This is a genomic window from Ktedonobacter sp. SOSP1-52 (assembly GCF_016587395.1).
Genome location: NZ_BNJH01000007.1, coordinates 368,224 through 389,918, shown reverse-complemented (window position 1 = coordinate 389,918; position 21,695 = coordinate 368,224). Strand labels below are relative to the sequence as shown.

The following is a 21,695-nucleotide window of genomic DNA, read 5'->3' as shown; positions in this document are numbered from 1 at the left end:
CAGGAGGCTACGTAAGCGTTTTCTGTCCCAATGGGCGGAGAGGATATTCCTCGTATGCTTTATACTCAAGGCGCTTGCTAAAACTGGCTTGATATTGGCATCGGCAGGCATATTTCCTGTGGGAACGAGGAAAATTACCTTGAGTGAGCATTGGCCTTCTGATCTACCAGTTGCCCGGGTGCGGGTGGCGCGCCCAACGGATCGCCTGGGCGAGGTAGTCGCTTTTTACCGAGATGGTGTGGGCCTCCCCTTTATCGAGCGCTTTGAGGGCGCGGGCTACACTGGTGTTCTCCTTGGATTGCCGGGGACTGATTACCACCTGGAGTTTACCCAGCACGTGGATGGGAGTCCCTGTCCCGCCCCCTCGCGTGATAATCTGTTGGTGCTATATATGCACGACAGAACGGCGATGGACCGCGTCGTGGAGCGGCTGGCTGGAATGGGATATGGCTCTGTTTCGCCAGAGAATCCCTACTGGAGCCCCGACCGCAGCGTAACCGTGGAAGATCCCGACGGCTGGCGCGTCGTCTTGATGCAGATCAAACAGCCAACAAATTAATCTTCTTTGTGTGTGAACGAGAGAAAAAGCAACCTGCTGTGACATGCTCACAGCAGGTTGCTTTTTCTTATAGCGAATTCAGGTTATAGTAATAATAAGTTGGGCAAGCTTTATCAGTTCCTGTTATATGTTTGGCCTTGAGGTCTCCGCCGTTTTGATTGGCTATAGCTTTTTAAGCAAGCAGCTCGGTCTTTTTCGCCGCAAGGCGTAAGGGGTGTTCACGAAATCCAGAGAGTGCAAAGAGGTGCATTGTATGAGTGGTATACTCGACCTTGGACGGTTTTCTGACCCATCTATTCTGATCCTGGCAAGCCTGGTTGGCGGGAAAAAGCATGGCTACGCCATTATGGAAGACATAGAGACGATGGCCCGTGTTCGCCTGGGAACGGGAACACTCTATGGAGCCATCGCGCGATTAGAAGAATATGGCTTGATTGAGGCGTTGCCCTCCGAGGAGCGTGGGCGACGCCCATATTGCCTGACATCTGCGGGAATCGCCTTCCTCCGCGAACAGCTCACGAGTATGGAGACCTTTGCAGCGCTTGGTTTACGGAGGTTGGCAACGCTATGAACGTTTATAAGCTACTGCTTCTCCTCTATCCCCGTGGCCTGATCAAAAAGATCAGCCACTAGAAAAGAATCAAAATGTAATACCAAAGAGTGAGCACCCTATTTAGAAAGGCAGATCCTTGACTATATCACCTCTTATTGCCCCACTCTCGCTGGCTGGACTTCGCTCCGGCCAACGAGATTTGCTGACATTCATCAGTGAAGTATGCGATCGTATTGATGCGCTTGAGCCACAAATTCAGGCGCTTTTGCCTGAGCCTGGGCGCCGTGAGCGACTTCTGGCGGAGGCTGCCAGTTTGCAGCGGCGTTTTCCCGATCCTGCGTTGCGCCCGCCGTTATATGGTGCCTTGCTGGGAGTCAAGGATATCTTTAGGGCCGATGGTTTTTTGACGCGGGCGGGATCAGGATTGCCTCCGACTCTCTTTACAGGCCCGGAGGCAAGTAGCGTCTCCAGGCTGCGTGAAGCGGGAGCGCTCGTCCTTGCCAAAACGGTTACAGCGGAGTTCGCTTCCGATGAACCGGGGCCGACGCGTAATCCTCATCATCTAGCGCATACTCCTGGCGGATCGAGTAGCGGTTCTGCCGCCGCCGCCGCCGCTGGCTTCTGCTCACTGGCGTTGGGCACTCAGACTGGAGGCTCCATCATTCGTCCAGCCGCTTTTTGTGGCATTGCTGGTTTTAAGCCTACCTATGGTCGTATTGCCATAGATGGTATTATTCCCTACGCTGCCTCGCTTGATACCATCGGTCTCTTTGCGCAGGACATAGCTGATATAACCATGGCAGTCTCGTTGCTCTGCGATGACTGGAGAGCAACGCCGGAGACCAATATCCTCCCGGTGTTGGCTGTTCCAGATGGTTCCTATCTTACTCAGGCCTCGCCAGAGGCCCTGGCATGCTTTGAGCAACACCTGGCGTGGCTGGCGAAGGCCGGGTATACGCTCAAGCGTGTGCCTGTGCTTAACGATATTCACGTCCTCAACAGAATGTACCGAGAGCTTGCTAGCGCGGAGCTGGCCCAGGTCCATATGAACTGGTGCGCAACCTATGAAGCACTCTATCGTCCACGCACAGCCGCGAAAATTCGCGCCGGACAGCAGGTGGGCCTGGAGCAGGTTGTACAGGCTCGTGAGTACCGCGAGATAATCCGTGCCGAACTGGAGACTTTGATGAGCCAGGAAGGGATCGACCTCTGGGTATGTCCCGCTGCCACTGGGCCTGCGCCAGAAGGCCTCAACAGTACCGGGGATACCGCCATGAATCTCCCCTGGTCATACATGGGTATGCCCGCGTTGGCACTGCCTGCAGGACGAGCCAGGAATGGCCTACCGCTGGCCATACAGGTTGTTGCCCCGGCGATGACTGATGAGCAACTCCTGCTGTGGGCAGCACCACTGGCCAACGTGCTGCTGGAACAGGTTTAGGTAAAGGCGCTTTAGTAGGTAAATAATGCTACCAGCCTACCATTTCTGGCTGCAAAAACTTCTCCTGGCTTACACATTTTCTTGTAAGTGCTAATCCTTATTCAAGCGCAGTGCTTGCGCGGGTAGCAGGTGTAGCACGTGACGCGTGACGAGGAAGATAATGAGTACGCAGACAAGAACAAAGGCCAGGAAGGCCAGGAGCAGCGAAGTGGGCGCCTGAACCTGGACTTGAATGGTACGTTGCAGCATGTAAAAATCCAGGCTCGTGACGTTACCCAGGGTGTTATTTATTGGCGTACTGCTGATCATGAGCTTGGGAATCAGGGTAAAGGTAAAAAGCAGGCCGAAGACGACCCCGAAGAAGAGTGCGACCAGGTGCATAACTCCCTGTTCCCAGATGAGGATGCGTGCCACCAGGGGCGGCTCTGTCCCCAAGGCCCGCAAGACCGCGAAACTAAGTTGCCGCTCGTGAATGCTATTCCAGGTAATTAGTATGTTTCCACATAGACCCAGCAGGAGCGCGATAGCCGTGCCAAGTGCGAGGAGCAGCAAGAGATCCAGGGTCAGTGGGTCTGTACGGAGCGCCTCAAGGAGCGCGCGCCGATCCTGAAGGTTCGCCAATCCTACTTCTTCATTGGAACCGTTCAATTGCGCACGCAGGCGAGCCAGGAGAGCAGGATTATCGCTTGTTCGCAACCACGCGCGTGTGAGAGGAAGTGGCTGCTTATCGGTATGCGCGTGATAAGCCGCGAGTGTCTGGTAGTCCACCAGGAGCGCTGGCCTCGCAGACTGATCGGTAGAGGAGGGTGAATCGTACATCCCTTCAATCATATTGACGCGTGCAAGTGCTTTATAGGTAGTGGTATAGGCGTGACCAGAATCATACGAAGTCAGCGTAAAGGTCTTGCCTGGCGAAAGATGCAACTGCTCCCAGCTCAGCGTATCAACCAGGGCAGGCACCACTTGAGGGGAGCCTGCTGCGGGCCGTTGTCGTGCGAGCTCACGCGTCAGAGCCTCAAGAGGTTGCTCGGAGTTTTGCGTGCTCCAGTAGGTGGCTCGCGCGTAGGTTGTGGCATCGACGGCGCGAATGTGGAAGGAGTGGCTCTTATCCTGAAAACTGACGATCTCGCTACCAAGCGAGACAGAGCTGACTCCTGGAAGCGCGTTGTATGTCTGGTATGCACTTATGATTGATGGTGTGACCTTTCTCACAAAAGAGCCACTGAAGTCAGCGACGCTTTCATAGCGGGCAAGTTCCGTGAGCCGTTGCTGCTGTGAATCGTTAAAGATAAGCGTCAGCATGATGAATGAAGATGCGAGTGCGAGCAATAACGTGATCTGCAAGGGCCGTCCTGGCGAACGCGTCATCTGGGCCAGCGCGAGCATGGGGGGAGCAGTTCTCCCGCGATGGGCTAGCCGGGCCAAAAGATTGAGTCCACGAGGCGCGAAGCGCAGGAAACAGAAGAGGATGCTGAGCATGAAAAAGAACGGTGCTAGCAGAGCAACAGGGGTAGCAATGGCGTAAATCGTGTCATCTAAAAGCAAGCCCTGGAGTTGAAAGACATAGTTCGCTATGAGATAGAGTACCAGCGCGATAACTGCGGAGATGGCATCCAGGTAGAAGCGTTCCCAGTAGGGGCGTTGCGTTACGCGTGCGCTCTCGTATCGCTGCGTGAGCACGTTCAAACGCAAGCTTTGCGCCAGGGTGAAGAGCATACTCCCCATCCCCGCGAGCAGCGCGAGGAGCGCATATGGAATGACGCTTTGCAATGTCACCATTGGCTGTTGCCAGAGGATCATTGCGGTGTCTTGAGCCAATGATGGCAAGAGTGGCCGGGTAATCGTGCTTACTACCAGGGGAGCGAGCAGTATCCCAACAATCAGAGCCATAAGTGATACTATCAGGCCTTGTAGTGAAAAGGCACCTATGATCTGAAAGGAACTCGCTCCCCGACTGCGAAGAAGGGCGATGCCCGATGATTGGCGCTCAATGAGCAGCGAAATAAGTACGCTCATGAAGAAGAGGTCAAGCAAGATGGTAGGAAGCGAAATAATGAGAACCGGGACGTGAGAGAGCGTTATATGCGTGCTCAACTGGTTGAGTACTGAGGGACCAGTGCCCACCAGGGGACTACTATAGCTCAAGTTCAGTAAGTAGGGCGATGGCAGAGTATATAACGTATAGCTCTGTAATGCAACTCCATTGTAGAAGTCCAGGTCCGTGCTTCTCAACGCCTCGCGAAAACTGGTATAGCGATCAATAGACAGGTGCGAAGGATCAATAAACAGGTCCCAGTAAGCGAAGACGGTGGAATCAAAGACAAACGCCTCTGGCGAGTAAGGCTGGGAGTTCGTTGTGTCAGCCGCTTGCGCCTGCAAGAATTGCTCCTGGCACCAGGCGCCCAGCGCATCGCTTGAGAGCAACAGGGGGAAGCTTAAGGGTCTGGTATAGTTAGGGATGAGAGGCGTGGGTAGAAAGCTTGTCCCATGCCAGAAAATGTCGCTTGTATTGGCTGCGATAAGGCCCACGACGCGTAGCGTTAGCGAGGTCGTACGCTTATAAGAAGTATCGCTGAAAGGTGTCTCCTCCTTCGCTTCCACGCTGGTATAGTAGCCTACGCTGGTCGTTATGATTGAGCCAGGCGATACGCGCAAAAGCGCGGCGGACTCCGGAGTCAGAAGAACTTCAATCTCGCTATGCTGCTGACTGGAAGGGAATCGCCCACTGAGCAGGCGTATATGCGAGCGCATCTGCTGGATACTGGTAGAGATGAAGCCGAGTTGATCCTCGGGGTCGGGTCCAGTCGGTGTCACGAGCGGGAAGCCATGCACCAGGTATTGCGCCGACTGATCCTGTGTCAGGTAGGGGGCAAGATGCTCTTTAAACGGGGCTGTGCTCGCTGATGGCATTGAAGCCAGCAATTGAGGGGAGAGAGCCTGTGCCTCCGCACTGATTGTAATGCGTGTATTTTCGGGCGAGACGCGCAGGGCCTGGCGCAGACTGGCTGTGCCTGTGACTTGTTCAAGGAGCGGAATCGCGCATAGCAAAAGCACCGCCGCGCTCATACCCAGGCACATTGTCAGGAGCAGTAATCTATTTGGGCGCCAACTCCACCGCGCCAGGCTGAGTGCCAACAATATACTCTGATACACGGAATGAATAGGAGGCCTGAGCCTGGATGTGAAGCGCATGATAGATAGTCCTTTATCATTTCTCTATGCGTAGTTATTTGACGTCAATAATCTCGCCGCCGGTCATCTCCTTCAAATCCTGGGGTGTAAGGCGGAAGACAGCGTTGGGCGTGCCTGCCGCAGCCCAGATCTCTTGATACTGGAAGAGGTCGGCGTCGATAAAGGTCTTGAGTGTAGAGGTGTGACCGATAGGCGCAACGCCCCCAATGGCGAACCCTGTGCGCTCGCGTACAAAATCGGCGTTGGGCTTCTCAATACCCTCACCGACAGTGGCCTTGAGGCGCTTCTCATTGACGCGATTGGTACCACTGGCAACGACGAGGATGGCCTGGTCGCTCTCCTTGCCCCGGAAAATAAGGGATTTGACGATCTGCCCTACGGTGGTGCCAATAGAGTCCGCGGCCTCCTGCGCGGTCCGCGTGGAGTTGGGAAGTTCTAGAACCTGGCAATCAAAGCCACGCTCGCTGAGGATATCCTGTACACGTTGTGCGCTTGCACTCAATGTTTGCGTCATGCTATAAAATTCTCCTTTATTTGATGACTTCTCGCGCCTGCGGCGCTCGCCTGGGGAAGTGGTATGTGGATGCTGGCGGCCAGTGACCGCCAGCATCCACATACCACTTCCCCAGCTAAAGGGTTGTGACACCAACTCGTGAAAGGTTATAGGGCCAACTGGTCCTTGGTGGGCTCTGCTCAGCAGAACCAGGATTCGGTCAGGTGGGGGAGGATATCGCGGGGCCCGTAGGCGCTGAGCGCCTGTGCAGGTGAGAAGTCTTGTCCTAGCATCGCGAGGGCCTGGGCCTTGACATTAAAGAAGGTCTCGCTAGAATCGGCCTGGCAGTTCTCGCCCTGCGCGACAATGGCGGAGACTCGTTCGTGTAGTTCATCCATGCGTGGATCGGGATGTTGCCAGCGATAGGTATAGTTCTCGGCATCCAGGTCGCGCAACCAGTTCTGGCTCTCCTCCTGCGCTAGGAGCGCGGACCCGGGTGGGATGAGCAGGCGAATCGAGAGATGAACCGGGTCGAGATGCTCGATGGCGTGCTGCTGCTCAAAGAAGTCAAGGAGTTCGATATAGCTCTCCAGCGTCTCCCAGGGGGAGAAGGGGAGCAGCGAGGGACGCAGCACGATATCGGCCTCCCGCGTCAAAGCAAAGGCGCGTCGCACATCGGCAGCTGTATGCCCCTTATCGAGCCGCAGCAGTGCCGTATTATTGAGTGACTCCACGGCGGAGACGATGAAGACACAGCCCAGTTCGCGCATCTCAGGCAGCAGTGATGCATGCTTGAGCAGGTGCTCAATCTTGATCGTGGCGTCGAAGGTTACCTCGGGGAACTCAGCGTGGAGTGCGCGAGCGATGCGTATCGCGTGTGTGGGACCGTTCCAGAAATCGGGATCGCCAAAGGTGATGTGGCGCGCCCCCTGTTCCACCTGGGCGCGGATGTCGGCCAGGACAATTTGCTGGGGGATAGCGAAGAAGCGTCCCTGGTAGACGGGTGTGACGGGGCAGTGCAGGCAGGTATGTTTGCAGCCACGTGTGCTCTCAGTATAGCCTACGATGCGCAGATCATCTCCCCATTGCAGACGCGCATAGCGGTCCAGGGTGGGAAGCTGGTGGCGCTGTGGCACCAGGAAGGGCGTGCGCGTAATCCAGGCTCCACTGACATGTTCTCGTGTGTGTACGCCGGGAATAGCTGTGTCTTGCCCCTGCTCACAGGCCTGCACGAGGCGTAAGAGTGGCTCTTCATATTCGCCACCAATTGCCGCATCGATAGTTCCTTGTAGCAGGTGGTTGGCATTGAGCAGGGCATAGAGACCGTAGAGGCAGATAAATGCCCCTGGATTGACTGAGCGTACGCGGCGCGCCACGGCCTCGCCCAGGCGCAACGCCGTGTGCATGGGAACGGATATGGCGATAAAGCGGGCCTGCTGTATGGCCTCGTCGCTGAGCGTATCGATAGCGGTATCCACGGCGTGGGGCGCGAAGCCATCCTGTTGCAGGATGGCGCTCAGCGAGGCGAGGTGGAAGGGCTGATGTCCCTGCTCATAGCAGGAGAGCAGCAGAATGGCCCCTGGTTGTCGCCAGTTTGATATTGCTGACATTGTTCCCTGTCGCTTCCTTACTTTTTGCGTGCCGCGCCACCGCCGCCGCCCTTACGGCTGGCGCCACCTCCTCCTGCGCCTGCGCCGACCTCTTCAGGTGCCCAGCCCTCGGGCATGCGCGCATCCTTGCCGAAGAAGAAGTCCTCCATCTGCTCGCGCAGGATCTTGCGTGACTCGGGATCGGCCATGTTCAGGCCATAGTGGTTGATGATGAGCGTGCTTTGCGCAGGCCACATATCCCAGGCCTGTTTGGAGATACTCTCATAAATGCGCTGCCCCAGGGGACCAGGGAAGGGTGGCTTATCCAGGCCGGGAAGCTCGCGTTGCAGCTTAGCACAGAAGACGAGGTGCGGACCAGCCTGCCCGGCTTGAGCGGGTTTGGCCTGCTCACTCTCGCCGAAGAAGAACTTCTCCATCTCCTGGCGCATGGCTTTGCGGGCCTGGGGATCAGCCATATTCAGACCCCGGTCGGCGATAATCTGCATACTGCGGTTGGGCCACATCTGCCATGCCTGCTGCGAGACATTATCATAGATACGCTGCCCAAGCTCGCCAGGGAAGGGCGCTTTGTCCAGGCCAGGGAGTTCCTGCTTTAGTTTGACACAATAGACCATTCGTGGCATGATGAAAACTCCTGTTACGCACAAACGAGACTGAATGATATTGAGATACTACAAGATGCAATCGACGATGTCAAATAGCTTTGAGCAGGGAACGGCGCCGCGTGTGCTCTTTTTCGGTATGCAAGGAACATTCTCGGCTCTGGCGCTAAACGCGCTGCTGGAGGCGGGAATCGACGTCCGCGCCGTGGTGCTACCTATCAATGCCGTCCCTGGGAGAGCCGTACCCGCCATTACGCGCTATGAAAATTCGCTACCAGTACGTACTATGCTGCCACTCGCGCATACTTCGCTACATACCAATATTGTACAAATAGCAACGAAACGACACCTACCACTCTGGCAAATGAGCCGCTTAAATGACCCTACCACCCACGCCATCCTCGCGGACTATGAACCCGACCTGGCCTGTGTCGCCTGCTTCTCTCGCCTGATTCCCACGCGCATTCTGGACCTACCCCGCCTTGGCTGCCTCAATGTCCATCCCTCGCTCTTGCCCGCCAACCGGGGACCCGAGCCACTCTTCTGGACCTTTCGCGAACACAAGCATGAGACCGGCGTCACCATTCACCTCATGGACAAAGGACTGGATAGTGGTCCCATCGTGCTGCAAGAGCGCATTGCTGTCCCTGATGGTATGAGCTATGGGGAGCTAGAGACGCGCTGTGCTGAGCGTGGCGGCGTTCTCCTCGCCCAGGCCGCCTGGCAGCTCTACCGCGAAGAGGCCCAGATCACCGAACAAGACGAGGCACGCAGCAGCTATCACTCCTTCCCAGCGTATGAGGACCTCGCCATCCCCGTTGACCAGTGGGACGCGCGGGAGGTCTACAACTTCATTCGTGGCGTCGGCCACTGGGAGTCCCCCCTCCATATAGAGGCCCCCGATAGCGAAATGGATATACTCGAAGTGCGCAACTGCTATGAGTATAGCCTCGAACCGCTAGAGGACACGCGTCGTATCATCCACGAAGGCGACAGCTTCATAGTGCGCTGCAAACAGGGCTGGGTAAGCGTTTAATAAGGTGAAGTGGAATGGCTCTGGTCGCCGCAGGCGCGAGAAGCCAAAAAGATAAGGAGCGTAAGCATTCGTAAGGACTTGCACGAGGAGAACCGCCTCTCCTGGAACGCAGCGACCGACGCCCATAATAGTCATAAGGCCGACCAGGCCGCCTTTTTCCGGAATGGTGGCAACAAGCTTCATGCTGAGCAGAAGGCTTTACTGGGTGATATATATACAAGAGTATCCCTATACGCAAAACTTCAAACCCTTCGCGCAGATGGTACGCGCAGAGGGACACTGGCACTTTCCCCCTGATCAACCCAACCTGCCCTTGATGTTATCCATACCGCCCAGAAGCCCGCGTAGTGAGCTAGCATGAGGCACATACCTGGAGCTACCTTTGTGGTATGCTTGCTGTAGAGTACAAACAAAGGACGGACCCTTGCATGCGACAATCACTCGCTCTAAAGTCTGGCTGGTTTACTGTTCAGGCTCGCACGACTATACAGGCGCCAGTCGAGCGTGTCTGGTCGATTCTGACCGACCTTGAAAAATATCGCGAATGGAATAGCTTTGTCCCCTCTATGCAATCCGACTTCCAGGTCGGCTCACTGCTGACGATGCGCGTGCAGATGCGCGAAAACTTTATGACCACCAGTGTCGAGACGATTACTGCCATCGAGCCAGAGCACCTCCTGGCCTGGAAGACACGCTCGCCCGCCTGGTTTCTGCGTGGTGAACGCCTCCAGGAACTCAAACCCATCGATACCGGGACCACCGAGTATTTTACCCGTGAGACGTTTACGGGCCTCTTTGCTCCCGTGCTCCAGCTCATGTACGCACGCGACTTACAGCATGGCTTCGACGCCGTGGCACGGGACCTGAAGGTGCGTGCCGAAACAGTAGGAAGAGGTGAATAGCGTAAATGAGATATACAGTGGAAGAGTAGATCAAGCAGGACGGATCGGCAAGCCAGGAAAACAATCCCGTTTCCCTGGCACACACTTCAGGCTCAGCATTCCGATGAACTTGCCTGCTGTACCCGGCTGGCAAGGAGGGACTTGAGGGCTTCGGCATTCTGCGGCTGTGACTTCTTCATCTCTTGTCGCATGAAGAATTCCGCGACCTTTGGAACATTGCCTACCTCGACCGTGATCGTCACGCGGCAGCTTCCTGCGGAGAGTGGCTCGATGTGATAGCTCTCGCGGAATGGATTGCTCGCCCCGTCAGGGGTAGCCAGAACCAGCATGCGATCTTGCTCAAACTCCGTGACGCTCATCGTCTTCTCGCTCTTGAAACCAGAGAACTTGCCCACTTCGTAGTAACTGGTTCCCAGGTGAGCGTGACCAGCAGGAGTCACACGGGCCTCAAGGAGCCCTTGAATCCAGGTGGGCCGTACCTCCAGATCGGTCAGCAGCGCGAAGACGGAAGCCGGCGCGTAGTCAAATGTATCAGTATATTCAAAAGTCACCATTTCTTTTCCTTTTCTTTCTGTTAGCGATCACTCTTTGCGATCAACAAATTGCTTTGTTGTTTTTGATCAACGAGAGAGAAGCGTGGAGAGAGCCTGAGTCAAGGCCTGCCGCGCTTCTTGCGCGTTTTCATTCGCGCCCTTGCTCCGCCACCCAATAAAGCCATCGGGGCGTATGAGTACCGCTCCAGAATTGGTGATCCCATAGGCCTCACAGAACCTGTCCTCCGTGTCGATGAGATCGCCTGCTTCGACACCAATCTGATAGCAGGAAAGCTCAAGATGGAGAGTCTCTTTTGCATGCTGAGCAGCCTCTTTCCAATGGTGTCCATTCGGGCCTGCGAGCAGGACAAAGTGGAAATCGATCAGGCCCAGCGTCGCGATCGGTTCGTCCGCTTGTTCGAGCACGAGATAGGCGGCATGGGTTCCTGGCTGTCCTCGCCACTCCTCCGGGCGTCGGGCCAGGGGGAGATGCTCATCACCCTCTTCTCGCGCTAATGCTCCCGCGCCGTAACGATAGCCCATATTGACATCTCTGATACTCACGGTAATTCCGGCTGAGCCCTCTCCCTGACGCTGCTGGGAAAGGAGCGCCATCTGCTCGGCGGTATAGTCTGCCACCGGGCGACGCTCCGCGTCATACGAGGCGAGCAACGCCTCGCCCGCCTCCCCACGCAGGACGGCCGCCAGTTTCCAGGCCAGATTGTGCGCCTCTGCGATGCCAGTATTACCTCCCAGACCGCCGCTGGGTGGTTGGGTGCGCGCGGCATCACCTACCAGGAAGATCCGACCCTGCTGCCACTGATCAGCCACAAGCGCGTTCATCTCCCATGTCAACCTGGCTTTGAGCGTGATCTTCAGATCCGGGATTCCGGCCGCCGCCCGAATCAGGTGGAGACAGCGCTCCTCAGGATAGTCGGCAAGAGTCTCTTCCTCTGGGTCATAACCCACATCCAGCCTGAAGAGGTCTCCTCGCCCCGCAGAGCCTGGATAGGGAACAAACGATCCAATCGCGACTTGCTCGTTACTGAGGAAACACATCGCCGCCTGCCGCTCATGGAAGATCTTCATCAGATCCGCTTCAAAGATCAGGCTGACGAAATGCCCCATGCTGCCAGTGCCATGCTGGCCGATGCCAAGCTGCTTGCGAATCGCGCTCTGGCTGCCATCAGCGGCCACCAGATACTGTGCGCGAACCGTGCGGATGCGCTGGCTGGCGCGCTCGCGGATTGTGGCCGTGACGCCCTCTTCGTCCTGCTCGAACGCGACCAGTTCGGCTCCGAAGTGTAGATTTCCACCGAGCTGCTCAGCCCGCGCGCGCAGCACTGGCTCTAGCAGATCTTGAGCAATGGCGCTACCGCGTACGGGGCTGCTGGCATCGATGAACAACGAATCGACCTCTTCCTGGAAACAGTCAAACTGTTGACCCACCAGGCTCTCGACCAGGAGCACCTGATTGCCCTGAGGGATAGGTGGTTCGACTCGGCGAATAGCCTCCTCAATGCCAAGAGAATGGAACAGTTCCATTGTGCGCGGGGTAAAGCCCATGGCACGCGGATGGATCGCGGTCCCCGGATGACGTTCGACCAGCATCGAGGAACTGCCGTGCCAGCTCAGGAAGAGGGAGGCTGACAGGCCCACCAGACCACCTCCCACAATCAGCACGGGCGTGGTTTCATCAGCGTCGGGATGAGGTGATGGCATATTCATTTCTGCTCCTTCTTTTTGTTTTCACGCAGGAAAAAGAGAGACTCCTCGCCCTGGGACGCTTCATCTGTCTGCAGAGAAAGCAGGCTCAGATTCAAACGGCGCAGGGTCACCAGCACCCCATGTAGCGCGGCCTGGTCGGGCAGCGTGCCAGTGAGCAGGGTCGTACCAGAGGCTTGCTGAAGAATAATTAATCCTCCCAGCCATTCTTGCCAGGACGGGTCCAGATGCCCTTTGAGGTGAATGCGACAACGCATCTCTTGTCTCCTCTCTGTTCCGCTTGGTTTTTCTGAACAAGAGTGTAAAGCACAACCGGGTGATTGGGCATCATTCGATTGGGTGATTGTGAGGAAGGAAGGTTAGAGCAGGTGGAGATCGCGAGCAGCAGTGCTCGCTTCCACACGGTTTGTCACGCCCAGTTTGCGATAGATACTCTGGACCTGCGTCTTCACCGTATTGACGGAGACGACCAGTTCGCGCGCGATCTCCGGGTTGGAGCGCCCAGCAACCAGTAGGCGTAGCACCCGCTGTTCCTGCAGACTCAGCGGTTCGATCAACAGAGCCTGGGGATGAGGAGAGGCCATTGCTTGTGGGTGGGACAGCACTGCTTGTGCGGACATGCGGGGAGTGGATGAGGTGGCTGTTCTTGGTGAGCGCCGCTGTGCTTCTTGCTCGAAGGCCTCCAGCAAGGTGGAGATAAACGCGGGGGAGGATTCCGTCTCCTCACCTTCCTGCAGCAGCGTCGCCTGGAGATCCTGGAGCGTGCAGCGCATCGGTTCACCTTCATCCAGGTAGAGGCGAAGGAACCCCTCTGCTTTCGTCAGGGAGAGCAGACGCCTGAGAACCACGCGTGCCTGTTCATCCCTGCCAGCCTGGGCGAGCGCGACCACGAAGAGGGCCAGAAAATTCAACGTGCTCTCAAGGGATCCTGGCCGCTCGAAATGCTTCTGATAGCTCTCAAGCTGGGCCAATGCTTGCCTGAACTGCTGCTGGGCAAGCAGCACGCGAATAGATGCCAGGATGATTTCCTGCACCCAGGGCTGCCAGTGGAGGGGGAAGAAGCCTCTCCGCGTAGCCCAGTTTGTAGCTGCCTCCAGATTGCCCACAGCCAACCAATACTGGATGCGATGCGCTGCCAGCCAGGACTGATGGAAGTCGCTCTTGAAGCGTTGAACCGCTTCTTCCGCTTGCTGAAGCAGATCCTGCGCGACGTCCAGTTGCCCTGCGGCCAGTTCAATCTGAATCAGTGTCAGCAGGCCAGAGATATACAGGTCGACCTGCTGCCAGCCCGCCGCCTGCTGGACCAAGTGACGCGCAAGGCCCCGAGCCTCTTCCAGGTGATTCCACTGGTAGGACACATTAGCGAGACAGAGGGAAAAATACCCGGTTAGCTGGGGGTATTCTCCTATCTGGGAGAGCAGATCAAGGGCGTCCAGGCACACCTGCCGCGCTTGGTGCAGGCGTCCTGCATCGCAGGCACTGAAAGCCAGCCATTGCATCGTCTTGATCCTGGCATAACGATTCCCACTCGCGCGGGCGCACTGCTCCGCCTCCAGAAACTCCGGGAAGAGCAACGCCCCTTCCCGTAGAAAGGACTGATGCAGCACAAAACGAATGGAGAGTGGCACCATCTGCCAGAGGATCTCCTCGTCTTGCACCTCCTGTTGCATATGTGCGGCGAGCAGGTGCAGTTGCTCTGGATCCCGCTTCGTTATCGCATCAAACGACGCAATCCACCAGCGCAGCAGGCGCATTCGTCGCTGCAGCAAAGCCGTTTCCGCATCCGAGCGCAGTTCTCCAGCCACAGAGGAACCCTCATCCTGGCGTTGCCACATGGCCTCCACTCGCGCCAGCAGACGCTTTCCCTCCTGCATCGCTGGCAGCCGCTCTCCCTCTGCCAGCTGACCCGCGCTATTAAGCAGATAAAGCGCGGTGATTAACACCAGGTGTGGATGCTGGTGCACCACTCGATCAGGCAGCACCATGACCCAACGGGACAGGGCTTTGACTTCCCCTCCAAGCCACAGGCTCTCCGCGACACGCTCCATGAGCGCAACTGCCTGCGAGAAGTTCCCCGCTGCAAGCCAGTGTGCCAGCGCCTCGCGCACTTCGTCCCGCTGCTCATACCAGCGGGCCGCACGCTCATGGAGCGTGGGAAGCCGGGCGGGCTGGGTCATCTGGAGGTGGGCGAGCAGGATCTCGCGAAAGAGATCATGCAGGCGATACCAGTGCCTCTGGGTGTCCAGCGGAACCAGGAAGAGGTTCTGACGTTCCAACGTCTCCAGCAGTTCCTGGCTGGTTGGCTCCTCGGTCACGGCCTGGCACAGTTCCGCATTCATGCGCGGGAGAACGGCGATCTGGAGCAAGAACTGCTGCAAAGCCACCGGCAGGCGCTTGAGAATCTCCTGCTGGACATAGTCCATCAAATAACGATGGCTGCCTGTAAACGCCTGGAGAAACGCCGCACGCTCGTTGTGTTTGCGCAGAGCCAGCGCAGCCAGTTGCAAACCAGCAATCCAGCCTTCGGTGCGGCGTTGAAGTAACTGGATCTCATCTGTCTGGAAGGGATCTCCGGACACCTGGGTGAGAAAGCACGCCGTCTCCTCCTGACGAAAAGCCAGGTCAGGATCGCGTAGCTCGACCATCTGACCGCGCATGCGCCAGCGAGCCAGCGGCAAATCTGGATCGACACGAGTGACCAGCACCAGGTGCAGGTTGGCAGGCACATGATCGAGCAGGAAGGTCAGGGATTCATGAATGACCTGATCCTCGATGATGTGATAGTCGTCCAGAACCAGGATCATCTCGCTGCCCTGCTCCAGAAGTTCATTGATGAGGATAGTCAAGGCAGTCGAGAGTGGGGCAGGCTGTGGACTATGGAGCAGATGAAGCGCGGCTGAACCGAGCGTCGACAGGCGCGTGCGCAGGGCTGCGATGACCGAGGTCCAGAAACGGGTGGGATCATTGTCCAGGGCGTCTAGCGAGAGCCAGGCCACCTGCCGCCCGGTAGTGTGCGCACTTCTGGCCCAGGTCGAGATCAGCGTCGTTTTTCCACTGCCTGCGGAGGAGGAAAGCAGTGCTAACCGATGAGCGGTCATGGCATCCACCTCCTTGAGCAGCTGCGGACGACTGACGAGTGTCAGAGGAAGCTGAGGCGCAACAAATTTGGTGGCAAGCGGTGGGGCGGGGCTCTTATTTTCCGTCTGTGACATCGATTCCTTCCGCTCTCTTGTGTTTCATATACCCATGATGATGAGCATATCATGAAAGAGTCACGGAAGCAAGTTGGGGCCGTCGCAGAGAGTAGCAGGAAACCCAACAAGACGCGCCTCTCTCAGCCCAAAACAAGGCTGGAACAGGGCAGCAGAAGCTCACAATTCAAGCAAAATTGCTCGTGAATTTACACTAAGTGATTGAGACAAATACCGTTGGTGGCAGCGCTGGCGTCTCGTTTGTTTTTCTGACATACACATTTCTTTTTTCTGAGAAATGACCCAACGCTCTCTGCTTCTGTTGGCAGAAAGCGTTGGGGTTCTTCATGTGAAAGCTCTGCCTGACGCCAATCAGAAGCAATGTGTTCTCGCGCCGGAAAAGCAGAGCAAAAAGTGTCAGAAAACGGACCAGCCTGTTGAAAAAGTCGTTGAAGAGCTTATGGAGATAGTGATGAGCGAAAGATTTCTGGTCTCATTGTGACGGAGCAAGAAAAAATAAAACGAACGAGATAAGGGATAAAAAGGGCAGTAAAACTGGTCATGGAGCGCATCATACGTGAATTGCGCCGATCCCTAATAGCCAGCGCGTTGCCCTCTCTCAGCAACAGGAAGGTACGCTCGAATGTGGGCATCTTCCAAGGCTTTGATGATCTCGATGGTTCCGTACATCATGTCACCTGTTGCCAGCCTGTTGAAAAACAGGCTGGAAGGTTTTGGCGATGTGTGAAGGTTGTTTTCGTCTTAGTTTTTCCACTCCACAAGTCGATGTGCACCTCCAGGGCTTTTTGGTTTACCCGTATTACCGTGATAACTTGCCACACAGCAGTTGCAAGGCCTCGCGAGGCTGAGCACAAAAATGCCGCATAGCAGAGGCGACATTGTTGACCTGCAACCAATCCATCATGGCGAGTACCCCTCCATTAAGGGCTGCTAACGCCGCTGGAGCCCCTGCCAAACGGACTTGAGAGGCATCTTCACCCATCGTCACATCACGCCGATAGTGGAGGCGGTTTTCAATACACCAATGGGCTTGCTGCAACTGGAGTAAGCGTGCTGCGTTGGCCAGACGAGGCGGCAGATTGGTGAGACCATAGACGATCTCCTCACGCACCTTCCCATCCTTTCGATGCGTCGTGTGCCTGCGCAACCGGAAGACCTGTGCCACACCTGCCCATTGCGGCTCAAACCAGTCATTCATCAGCGTGCTGCTCCACAGTTCTCTGATTTCCAGACGTCCATGCCCCTTTTGAACGCTCTTGACATACTGCCACTGCTGGCGGGGAGCGTCTTCTTCCTCAAAAAAGTCGCGGAGATCTTCATAGAGTTGTGGCTGATTAAGCTTGGCAATCAGCAGATAGTAGCCTCCATAGCGCTCAACCGCCGCACACCACTTTGTTTGCGTATGCATGGCATCGGCACTAATGATACGCCCTTTGACCAAGGCGGGATGCAACAAGGCAGCCGCCGCACTGATCTCATTTTCTTTGCTGCGAACCTCACGTTGGGCGAGGACAATGCCGCTTTGGCACTCATAGAGGCAGAGCAGATGGACAGGAGGCTGCTCACTGCTCTGGTGTCCTAAGGTTCCTCGCATCTGTTTGCCATCCATGGCTGCCTGAATGAGCGGCTTCTCTTGACCTGGCTTGGAAAGCCGACCAGATTCCTCACCGCAGTGCTCAACCGCTCTGGCTTTCAGTACAACACCAGCCAAGACGGTGGCAATCTCCTGGTCATTACACTGACTGAGTGCAAAGGTGTAGGTCGAATTCGTTGGAAAGCGCCTCGGCCAGCCCAAATAGCCCTGAAGCTGCTCCTTTCTCTCGTCAATCCACTCCACAATCCCGTGGATACTGCTCTCTCCTGCCAGCTTTCCTAACAGCAGCAGCGTCAATATCAACGGAAGGGGATAACGTCTCCCTCGTTTGCCACGTCGATCTTTCACCTGAGCAAAGGCGGCGTAGAAGGAGGTGGGATCCACGTGAAGCGCTTCGGGAAAGGCTTTTTTCATTTCGTCAGATATGGTAAGGTACATCCAAGGTCATTTCTCGCTTTCTTAGGGGTGTTTTGAGTTTTCCTAAGTGTAGCAAGAAATGACTTCTTTTTCACTCTTTTCGGGTAAACCAAAAAGCCCTGTGTGCACCTCTATCTGGCTTTACATTCCCTGTTGGTCCTGCTATACTCTCCTCCAGAAGTTTTTGATGAAAGCCGGGTAGAAAAAAAGCCGCCCGGTCATGAAAAGGACAATACAAGCCCTTTTCATGACCGGGCGGCTTTTTTTCTGAGAAACACAGACGATTAATCAGAGCCAGAAAGGAGCCTGTCTGTTATGACAGAAAGAGAGTATTCACAGCGTCTTGGGATGATTGCTGATACCCAGTTTCAAGCGGCCCTTGACCGCTTCCAGTTAGGTCGCTTTATCCGGGCGGAAGCGATTCCTTTTGGAAATTTTGGACAAAATGTCTTTGTGGAGAGCAGCACAGGAGAATATATCTTGCGCGGTAGCCCCCATTTCTGGTGGCAGTTTCCGACCGAGCAATTTTTTGCCCACCAACTGCATACTCGTACTCACGTTCCCGTTCCCTGGCCCTATCTCGTTGATCCCACTGAGGAGATCTTTGGATGGAGCTTTGTGATCATGCCCCGGATGCCAGGTCTGCAATTAGCCGATGCCGAGGTCAAAAAGCAGTTAGGGTCGGCAAACCGACGCTTAATTGCTCAGGCACTGGGGGAAAACCTAGCACAGATGCAGCAAGTGACCTGGCCTTTTGCTGGTCGGTACAATGCTGTCAGTAACACGGTTGAGCCATTGGAATTAGCAACGGAACTGGCTTGGCCTTTTAAGAGCGACTCAGATGCCAGACTCTCCGGAATAGAACCAATGCTGATCACCTACAGTGAAAGGGTCAAGGGATGTCTTCGCCACAAATTGACTCAGGCTCAAGAGCACAATGCCGCCACCACCACCGAAGAGGATCTCCTCTGGGTCGAGGAGCGTATCGCTGAGGCTCTTGACGCACTCGATGAGCCCTACGAGCCATGCCTAGTGATGGAAGACTACAAGGAAGGAAATCTGGTTGTCACACAATATGGCAAACGCTGGCAGGTCAGCGGGGTGTTTGACTTGATGCAAGTTCATTTTGGGGATGGTGAGGTAGATCTCTCTCGTCAGCTTGCTGAGTATCTGGATGAGAACCCACAACTTGCAGGAGCGTTCTTCGCGGCGTATCATGCACACACATCGCTGCGACCTGGTTTCGTCAGACGCTTTCCCATCTATATGCTGCTTGATCGTGCGATTGTTTGGGAGTTCTTCCAACGTCGAGGATGGTGTTGGTGGCCCCAAGAATGGACGTTTCATGATTGGGTTGAGCACTATCTGTTCCCTCCCATCATTTTCGACCAACTCTAATGCTCTTGAGGACGAAACAGGAATGCTGTTCCTGTTTCGCCTCTTCTTCCCTCTTACATAATTCTCCAATACATGTGTGATTCTCATATCCAGTGAAGGAAGGAGAAAAGCCAACTTCTCTGCATATGCCAAAATCGACCGCAGCTTGTTGAAAAAAGCCTCTAATGGATGAGCATATTCTACGATATTGCTACCATTTATGCTCGAATTGTGTGCTCCAAGGGTAAAATGATGAGATTATCTGGACTTTTTCAACAGGCTGGGTCGTTTTCTATACTCTACAATTAGAAAGCCATCATCATCCAGTAGGCTCGCTACCCTGCTCATCTTGAGCAAATGACAGGACGCTAAACGCGACGCTTCTGCTCGTTGATCAGCCTCCTTACTTTTCAAGCAGGAGGCTGATGATCATTTCTAAAAAAACAACTGACGCGGTTCTCCTCGCCTGCAGGGGTAGAGCTCATATAATAATTGGCAGAAGAATGCACGATGGCAACTCATTCAAGGAGTAGAATGATGGAGGTAGCGGGAGAGAAGCCATAAGATTTGTCAAGCTCTGTGCAAGGAAGACAAAAAAGCCTTTGGGCCGAGAAAAAAAGATAACCCCCTTGCGCTTCAGAGCAACGTCCTGAAGCGTTCTGCAAGCGAATCCCTATGCAGAAACGTGAGGATCGCACAGCGTATCTTGAGACATTGACTGGTAGCCAGTGATATCTACTGGACTATGTACAGGAGGACATCCTGGCACGCCTGTCCCCCGATACGCGCGACTTTTTACTCCATATCGCCATTCTCTCGCACCTGGACGCTTCTGTATGTCAGGCTGTCACCGCCGCGCCAACGCGGGCGGTCAGCCAGCACATGCTCGCGTTGCTAGAGCGAGCGAATCTCTTCCTGGTACCCCTGGATGAGGAGCGGCAAACCTACCGGCTGCATGATCTCTTTCGTGAAGCTCTGCTCTCAGCGCTTCACACCAGCCAGCCAGAGATGGTGCCTCTCTTGCATCGTCAAGCCGTCGACTTTTATGAGGCTGAGGGACAGTGGGCTGAGGCCATTACTCATGCGCTTGCCGGAGCTTCCTTCTCCACGGCAGCGTGGCTAATGGAGCAAACCGTCGAGCAGTTCTGGATGCGTGGAGAGGCGGCAACAATGGCGCGCTGGGTACTGGCGCTGCCTGATCCGCTGGCGCATGAACACATTCGCTTGGCACTCACCGCAGCGCTCTACCTGCTTCATCCCGTCACCTATTCGACCCGCGATCAGCGCGAAAGTCGCTACCAGCAGGTGCGGCAACTCATCGAGCGAATGAGACCAACCAGGAGACCTCAGCGATTCCATCCATCGATCAGGAAGCTCTGCTGCATCGGCGCCTGCGCCTATTACGCGCGGGGATGGCCTTGTATGAGGCCATAGAGATCTCAGATTTTGAGCGCTTGCCCTCCCTCCATCAGGAGATGCAGGAGCTTGATCAGGATGAGGAGGTCATCTGGCACATGCTTCCACTCTTTTGTAATGTCGTCTACTACACGGCTCGACAAGAGAGAGCGAAGCTTTTGCCGCAACTGTTAGAGGCCAGACAGCGAGTGCGCCAGTCGGGAAGCCACTTTGCTGCCACCAGAGTTATACAGTGGTTGGCGCTCTCAGCAGAAGAGGCGGGACAGTTACACCTGGCCTATCAGGAGAGCCGGGCTGTCCTCGACAGAATCGAGCAGACGGCAAGCTATGCTCTGCTTAAAGGGTACTTTAAGGATGTCCTGGCGGTTCGGCGATCCTGGTGAACTAAAATGGCTCGCCTTTCCGAGCACGGCGCGCAGGCCGTGAAACGCGAGAGATCAGCGGAGGGAGGCAGATGTACTACACGATACGGATCCAAGGACACCTGGACCAGTCCTGGCAAGATCGCTTTGGCGGGCTTTGCATCGAACAGCAGGAGACCGGGACAACGCAGCTCTCGGGGACGTTGCCGGATCAGGCCGCGTTGTATGGAGTGCTCCTCCAGATCGTCCGTCTTGGACTGACACTGCTCTCACTTGAAACGCGCGAGAGCAAAAGGAATAATGCTTGAGCATGTATGCTCAATTAAAGCTAAGAATACACTGTTTTATGATACCTGAAAGGTTGGTCAGGATCGATGAGGATGTACCTCTCAACTTCAAACATTGAGGAGACCTACAACAGGCTCAATGCAAAGGGTGCTAAGGCCAATGATATAAAGGATGATCTGTATGGCCCGGGGTCTGGTGTCAAGTGGTTTGACCTCCGTGATCCCGATGGCAACTTGTGGCAGGTGGTTCAGTCCTAGTCGCAACCTTCTGGCGATCATCATTGCATAATCGCGGTGACCAACCTGATGGGGGCTGGCAGTCGCTCCCATCGGGTTAGGAGTGGGTCAGAACTGCTCAGAATTCAGCTTCGAGGATAGCGCGAA

At 55.5% G+C, this 21,695-nt stretch carries 19 protein-coding genes and 1 pseudogene; 11 read left to right on the top strand and 9 right to left on the bottom strand.

The features are described 5' to 3' along the window. The first annotated feature begins 139 nt into the window (after nucleotides 1-139). The 3 genes from JMJ16_RS51360 to JMJ16_RS51350 all read left to right on the top strand — a co-directional run bounded on the left by JMJ16_RS51360 (nucleotide 140) and on the right by JMJ16_RS51350 (nucleotide 2,553). On the top strand, nucleotides 140-559 hold the full coding sequence (locus JMJ16_RS51360; protein WP_201394288.1) for a VOC family protein: 420 nt from the start codon (nucleotides 140-142) through the stop codon (nucleotides 557-559). A gap of 253 nt (nucleotides 560-812) precedes the next feature. Then, nucleotides 813-1,130, top strand: a complete 318-nt coding sequence (locus tag JMJ16_RS51355; protein WP_201394287.1) for a PadR family transcriptional regulator — start codon at nucleotides 813-815, stop codon at nucleotides 1,128-1,130. Nucleotides 1,131-1,248: 118 nt separating this feature from the next. After that, nucleotides 1,249-2,553 (top strand): amidase, encoded by a 1,305-nt coding sequence (locus tag JMJ16_RS51350; protein ID WP_201394286.1) that lies wholly within the window; start codon nucleotides 1,249-1,251, stop codon nucleotides 2,551-2,553. A gap of 90 nt (nucleotides 2,554-2,643) precedes the next feature. Here the strand turns inward: JMJ16_RS51350 and JMJ16_RS51345 are convergent, their stop codons facing one another. The 4 genes from JMJ16_RS51345 to JMJ16_RS51330 all read right to left on the bottom strand — a co-directional run bounded on the left by JMJ16_RS51345 (nucleotide 2,644) and on the right by JMJ16_RS51330 (nucleotide 8,471). Then, nucleotides 2,644-5,745: an FtsX-like permease family protein gene (locus JMJ16_RS51345; RefSeq protein WP_201394285.1), complete on the bottom strand. Its 3,102-nt coding sequence runs from the start codon at nucleotides 5,743-5,745 to the stop codon at nucleotides 2,644-2,646. Nucleotides 5,746-5,779: 34 nt separating this feature from the next. Continuing rightward, nucleotides 5,780-6,259: a YbaK/EbsC family protein gene (locus JMJ16_RS51340; RefSeq protein WP_201394284.1), complete on the bottom strand. Its 480-nt coding sequence runs from the start codon at nucleotides 6,257-6,259 to the stop codon at nucleotides 5,780-5,782. Nucleotides 6,260-6,438: 179 nt separating this feature from the next. Then, entirely contained in the window at nucleotides 6,439-7,848 is a 1,410-nt protein-coding gene (locus JMJ16_RS51335; protein ID WP_201394283.1) for a CUAEP/CCAEP-tail radical SAM (seleno)protein, read from the bottom strand. 17 nt (nucleotides 7,849-7,865) lie between these two features. Then, the gene (locus JMJ16_RS51330; RefSeq protein ID WP_236602137.1) at nucleotides 7,866-8,471 is read right to left on the bottom strand and encodes an oxidative damage protection protein; all 606 of its coding nucleotides are present in this window, start codon (nucleotides 8,469-8,471) and stop codon (nucleotides 7,866-7,868) included. A gap of 67 nt (nucleotides 8,472-8,538) precedes the next feature. On the opposite strand from JMJ16_RS51330, the gene JMJ16_RS51320 reads away from it, so the two are divergent. From JMJ16_RS51320 to JMJ16_RS51315, 3 genes and pseudogenes are all read left to right on the top strand, one after another. After that, on the top strand, nucleotides 8,539-9,486 hold the full coding sequence (locus tag JMJ16_RS51320) for a methionyl-tRNA formyltransferase (protein WP_201394276.1): 948 nt from the start codon (nucleotides 8,539-8,541) through the stop codon (nucleotides 9,484-9,486). Between the two features lie 66 nt (nucleotides 9,487-9,552). Continuing rightward, nucleotides 9,553-9,699, top strand: a pseudogene (locus JMJ16_RS57765) (class I SAM-dependent methyltransferase); the annotation flags it as partial. A 215-nt stretch (nucleotides 9,700-9,914) separates the two neighbouring features. Beyond that, complete coding sequence (locus JMJ16_RS51315; protein ID WP_201394274.1) at nucleotides 9,915-10,388, top strand: SRPBCC domain-containing protein; 474 nt, start codon at nucleotides 9,915-9,917, stop codon at nucleotides 10,386-10,388. A gap of 92 nt (nucleotides 10,389-10,480) precedes the next feature. On the opposite strand, the gene JMJ16_RS51310 is transcribed toward JMJ16_RS51315, so the two are convergent. The 5 genes from JMJ16_RS51310 to JMJ16_RS51290 all read right to left on the bottom strand — a co-directional run bounded on the left by JMJ16_RS51310 (nucleotide 10,481) and on the right by JMJ16_RS51290 (nucleotide 17,890). Beyond that, nucleotides 10,481-10,942, bottom strand: coding sequence for an SRPBCC family protein (locus JMJ16_RS51310; protein WP_201394272.1), 462 nt, complete (start codon nucleotides 10,940-10,942; stop codon nucleotides 10,481-10,483). Between the two features lie 66 nt (nucleotides 10,943-11,008). Next, nucleotides 11,009-12,649, bottom strand: a complete 1,641-nt coding sequence (locus JMJ16_RS51305; RefSeq protein ID WP_201394270.1) for an FAD-dependent monooxygenase — start codon at nucleotides 12,647-12,649, stop codon at nucleotides 11,009-11,011. After that, nucleotides 12,646-12,903, bottom strand: coding sequence for a hypothetical protein (locus JMJ16_RS51300; RefSeq protein WP_201394268.1), 258 nt, complete (start codon nucleotides 12,901-12,903; stop codon nucleotides 12,646-12,648). The genes JMJ16_RS51305 and JMJ16_RS51300 overlap by 4 nt, the downstream gene beginning before the upstream one ends. Before the next feature lie 102 nt (nucleotides 12,904-13,005). Continuing rightward, a complete protein-coding gene (locus JMJ16_RS51295; RefSeq protein WP_201394266.1) occupies nucleotides 13,006-15,858 on the bottom strand; it encodes a LuxR C-terminal-related transcriptional regulator in 2,853 nt (950 codons plus the stop codon). 799 nt (nucleotides 15,859-16,657) lie between these two features. Next, nucleotides 16,658-17,890, bottom strand: coding sequence for an ISAs1 family transposase (locus tag JMJ16_RS51290; protein WP_201381902.1), 1,233 nt, complete (start codon nucleotides 17,888-17,890; stop codon nucleotides 16,658-16,660). A 294-nt stretch (nucleotides 17,891-18,184) separates the two neighbouring features. On the opposite strand from JMJ16_RS51290, the gene JMJ16_RS51285 reads away from it, so the two are divergent. The 5 genes from JMJ16_RS51285 (at nucleotide 18,185) to JMJ16_RS51265 (ending at nucleotide 21,569) form a co-directional block, all read left to right on the top strand. Then, a complete protein-coding gene (locus JMJ16_RS51285) occupies nucleotides 18,185-19,267 on the top strand; it encodes a phosphotransferase family protein (RefSeq protein ID WP_201394264.1) in 1,083 nt (360 codons plus the stop codon). 861 nt (nucleotides 19,268-20,128) lie between these two features. After that, nucleotides 20,129-20,680 carry a hypothetical protein gene (locus JMJ16_RS51280; protein ID WP_201394257.1) on the top strand — a complete coding sequence of 184 codons (552 nt, stop codon included), beginning with the start codon at nucleotides 20,129-20,131 and terminating at the stop codon, nucleotides 20,678-20,680. 41 nt (nucleotides 20,681-20,721) lie between these two features. Then, nucleotides 20,722-21,045 carry a hypothetical protein gene (locus JMJ16_RS51275; protein WP_201394255.1) on the top strand — a complete coding sequence of 108 codons (324 nt, stop codon included), beginning with the start codon at nucleotides 20,722-20,724 and terminating at the stop codon, nucleotides 21,043-21,045. A gap of 71 nt (nucleotides 21,046-21,116) precedes the next feature. Continuing rightward, entirely contained in the window at nucleotides 21,117-21,332 is a 216-nt protein-coding gene (locus JMJ16_RS51270; protein WP_201394253.1) for a hypothetical protein, read from the top strand. Between the two features lie 72 nt (nucleotides 21,333-21,404). After that, on the top strand, nucleotides 21,405-21,569 hold the full coding sequence (locus JMJ16_RS51265; RefSeq protein WP_236602136.1) for a VOC family protein: 165 nt from the start codon (nucleotides 21,405-21,407) through the stop codon (nucleotides 21,567-21,569). Nucleotides 21,570-21,695: the final 126 nt, after the last annotated feature.

Excerpts from the sequence above, each read along its gene's own strand:
- JMJ16_RS51310 (WP_201394272.1), bottom strand. The coding sequence starts at position 10,942 with ATGGTGACTTTTGAATATACTGATACATTTGACTACGCGCCGGCTTCC.
- JMJ16_RS51300 (WP_201394268.1), bottom strand. The coding sequence starts at position 12,903 with ATGCGTTGTCGCATTCACCTCAAAGGGCATCTGGACCCGTCCTGGCAA.
- JMJ16_RS51265 (WP_236602136.1), top strand. The coding sequence starts at position 21,405 with ATGTACCTCTCAACTTCAAACATTGAGGAGACCTACAACAGGCTCAAT.
- JMJ16_RS51270 (WP_201394253.1), top strand. The coding sequence starts at position 21,117 with ATGTACTACACGATACGGATCCAAGGACACCTGGACCAGTCCTGGCAA.
- JMJ16_RS51280 (WP_201394257.1), top strand. The coding sequence starts at position 20,129 with ATGCTCGCGTTGCTAGAGCGAGCGAATCTCTTCCTGGTACCCCTGGAT.
- JMJ16_RS51355 (WP_201394287.1), top strand. The coding sequence starts at position 813 with ATGAGTGGTATACTCGACCTTGGACGGTTTTCTGACCCATCTATTCTG.
- JMJ16_RS51320 (WP_201394276.1), top strand. The coding sequence starts at position 8,539 with ATGTCAAATAGCTTTGAGCAGGGAACGGCGCCGCGTGTGCTCTTTTTC.
- JMJ16_RS51315 (WP_201394274.1), top strand. The coding sequence starts at position 9,915 with ATGCGACAATCACTCGCTCTAAAGTCTGGCTGGTTTACTGTTCAGGCT.
- JMJ16_RS51305 (WP_201394270.1), bottom strand. The coding sequence starts at position 12,649 with ATGAATATGCCATCACCTCATCCCGACGCTGATGAAACCACGCCCGTG.
- JMJ16_RS51295 (WP_201394266.1), bottom strand. The coding sequence starts at position 15,858 with ATGTCACAGACGGAAAATAAGAGCCCCGCCCCACCGCTTGCCACCAAA.
- JMJ16_RS51335 (WP_201394283.1), bottom strand. The coding sequence starts at position 7,848 with ATGTCAGCAATATCAAACTGGCGACAACCAGGGGCCATTCTGCTGCTC.
- JMJ16_RS51345 (WP_201394285.1), bottom strand. The coding sequence starts at position 5,745 with ATGCGCTTCACATCCAGGCTCAGGCCTCCTATTCATTCCGTGTATCAG.
- JMJ16_RS51340 (WP_201394284.1), bottom strand. The coding sequence starts at position 6,259 with ATGACGCAAACATTGAGTGCAAGCGCACAACGTGTACAGGATATCCTC.
- JMJ16_RS51285 (WP_201394264.1), top strand. The coding sequence starts at position 18,185 with ATGACAGAAAGAGAGTATTCACAGCGTCTTGGGATGATTGCTGATACC.
- JMJ16_RS51275 (WP_201394255.1), top strand. The coding sequence starts at position 20,722 with ATGCAGGAGCTTGATCAGGATGAGGAGGTCATCTGGCACATGCTTCCA.
- JMJ16_RS51330 (WP_236602137.1), bottom strand. The coding sequence starts at position 8,471 with ATGCCACGAATGGTCTATTGTGTCAAACTAAAGCAGGAACTCCCTGGC.
- JMJ16_RS51290 (WP_201381902.1), bottom strand. The coding sequence starts at position 17,890 with ATGTACCTTACCATATCTGACGAAATGAAAAAAGCCTTTCCCGAAGCG.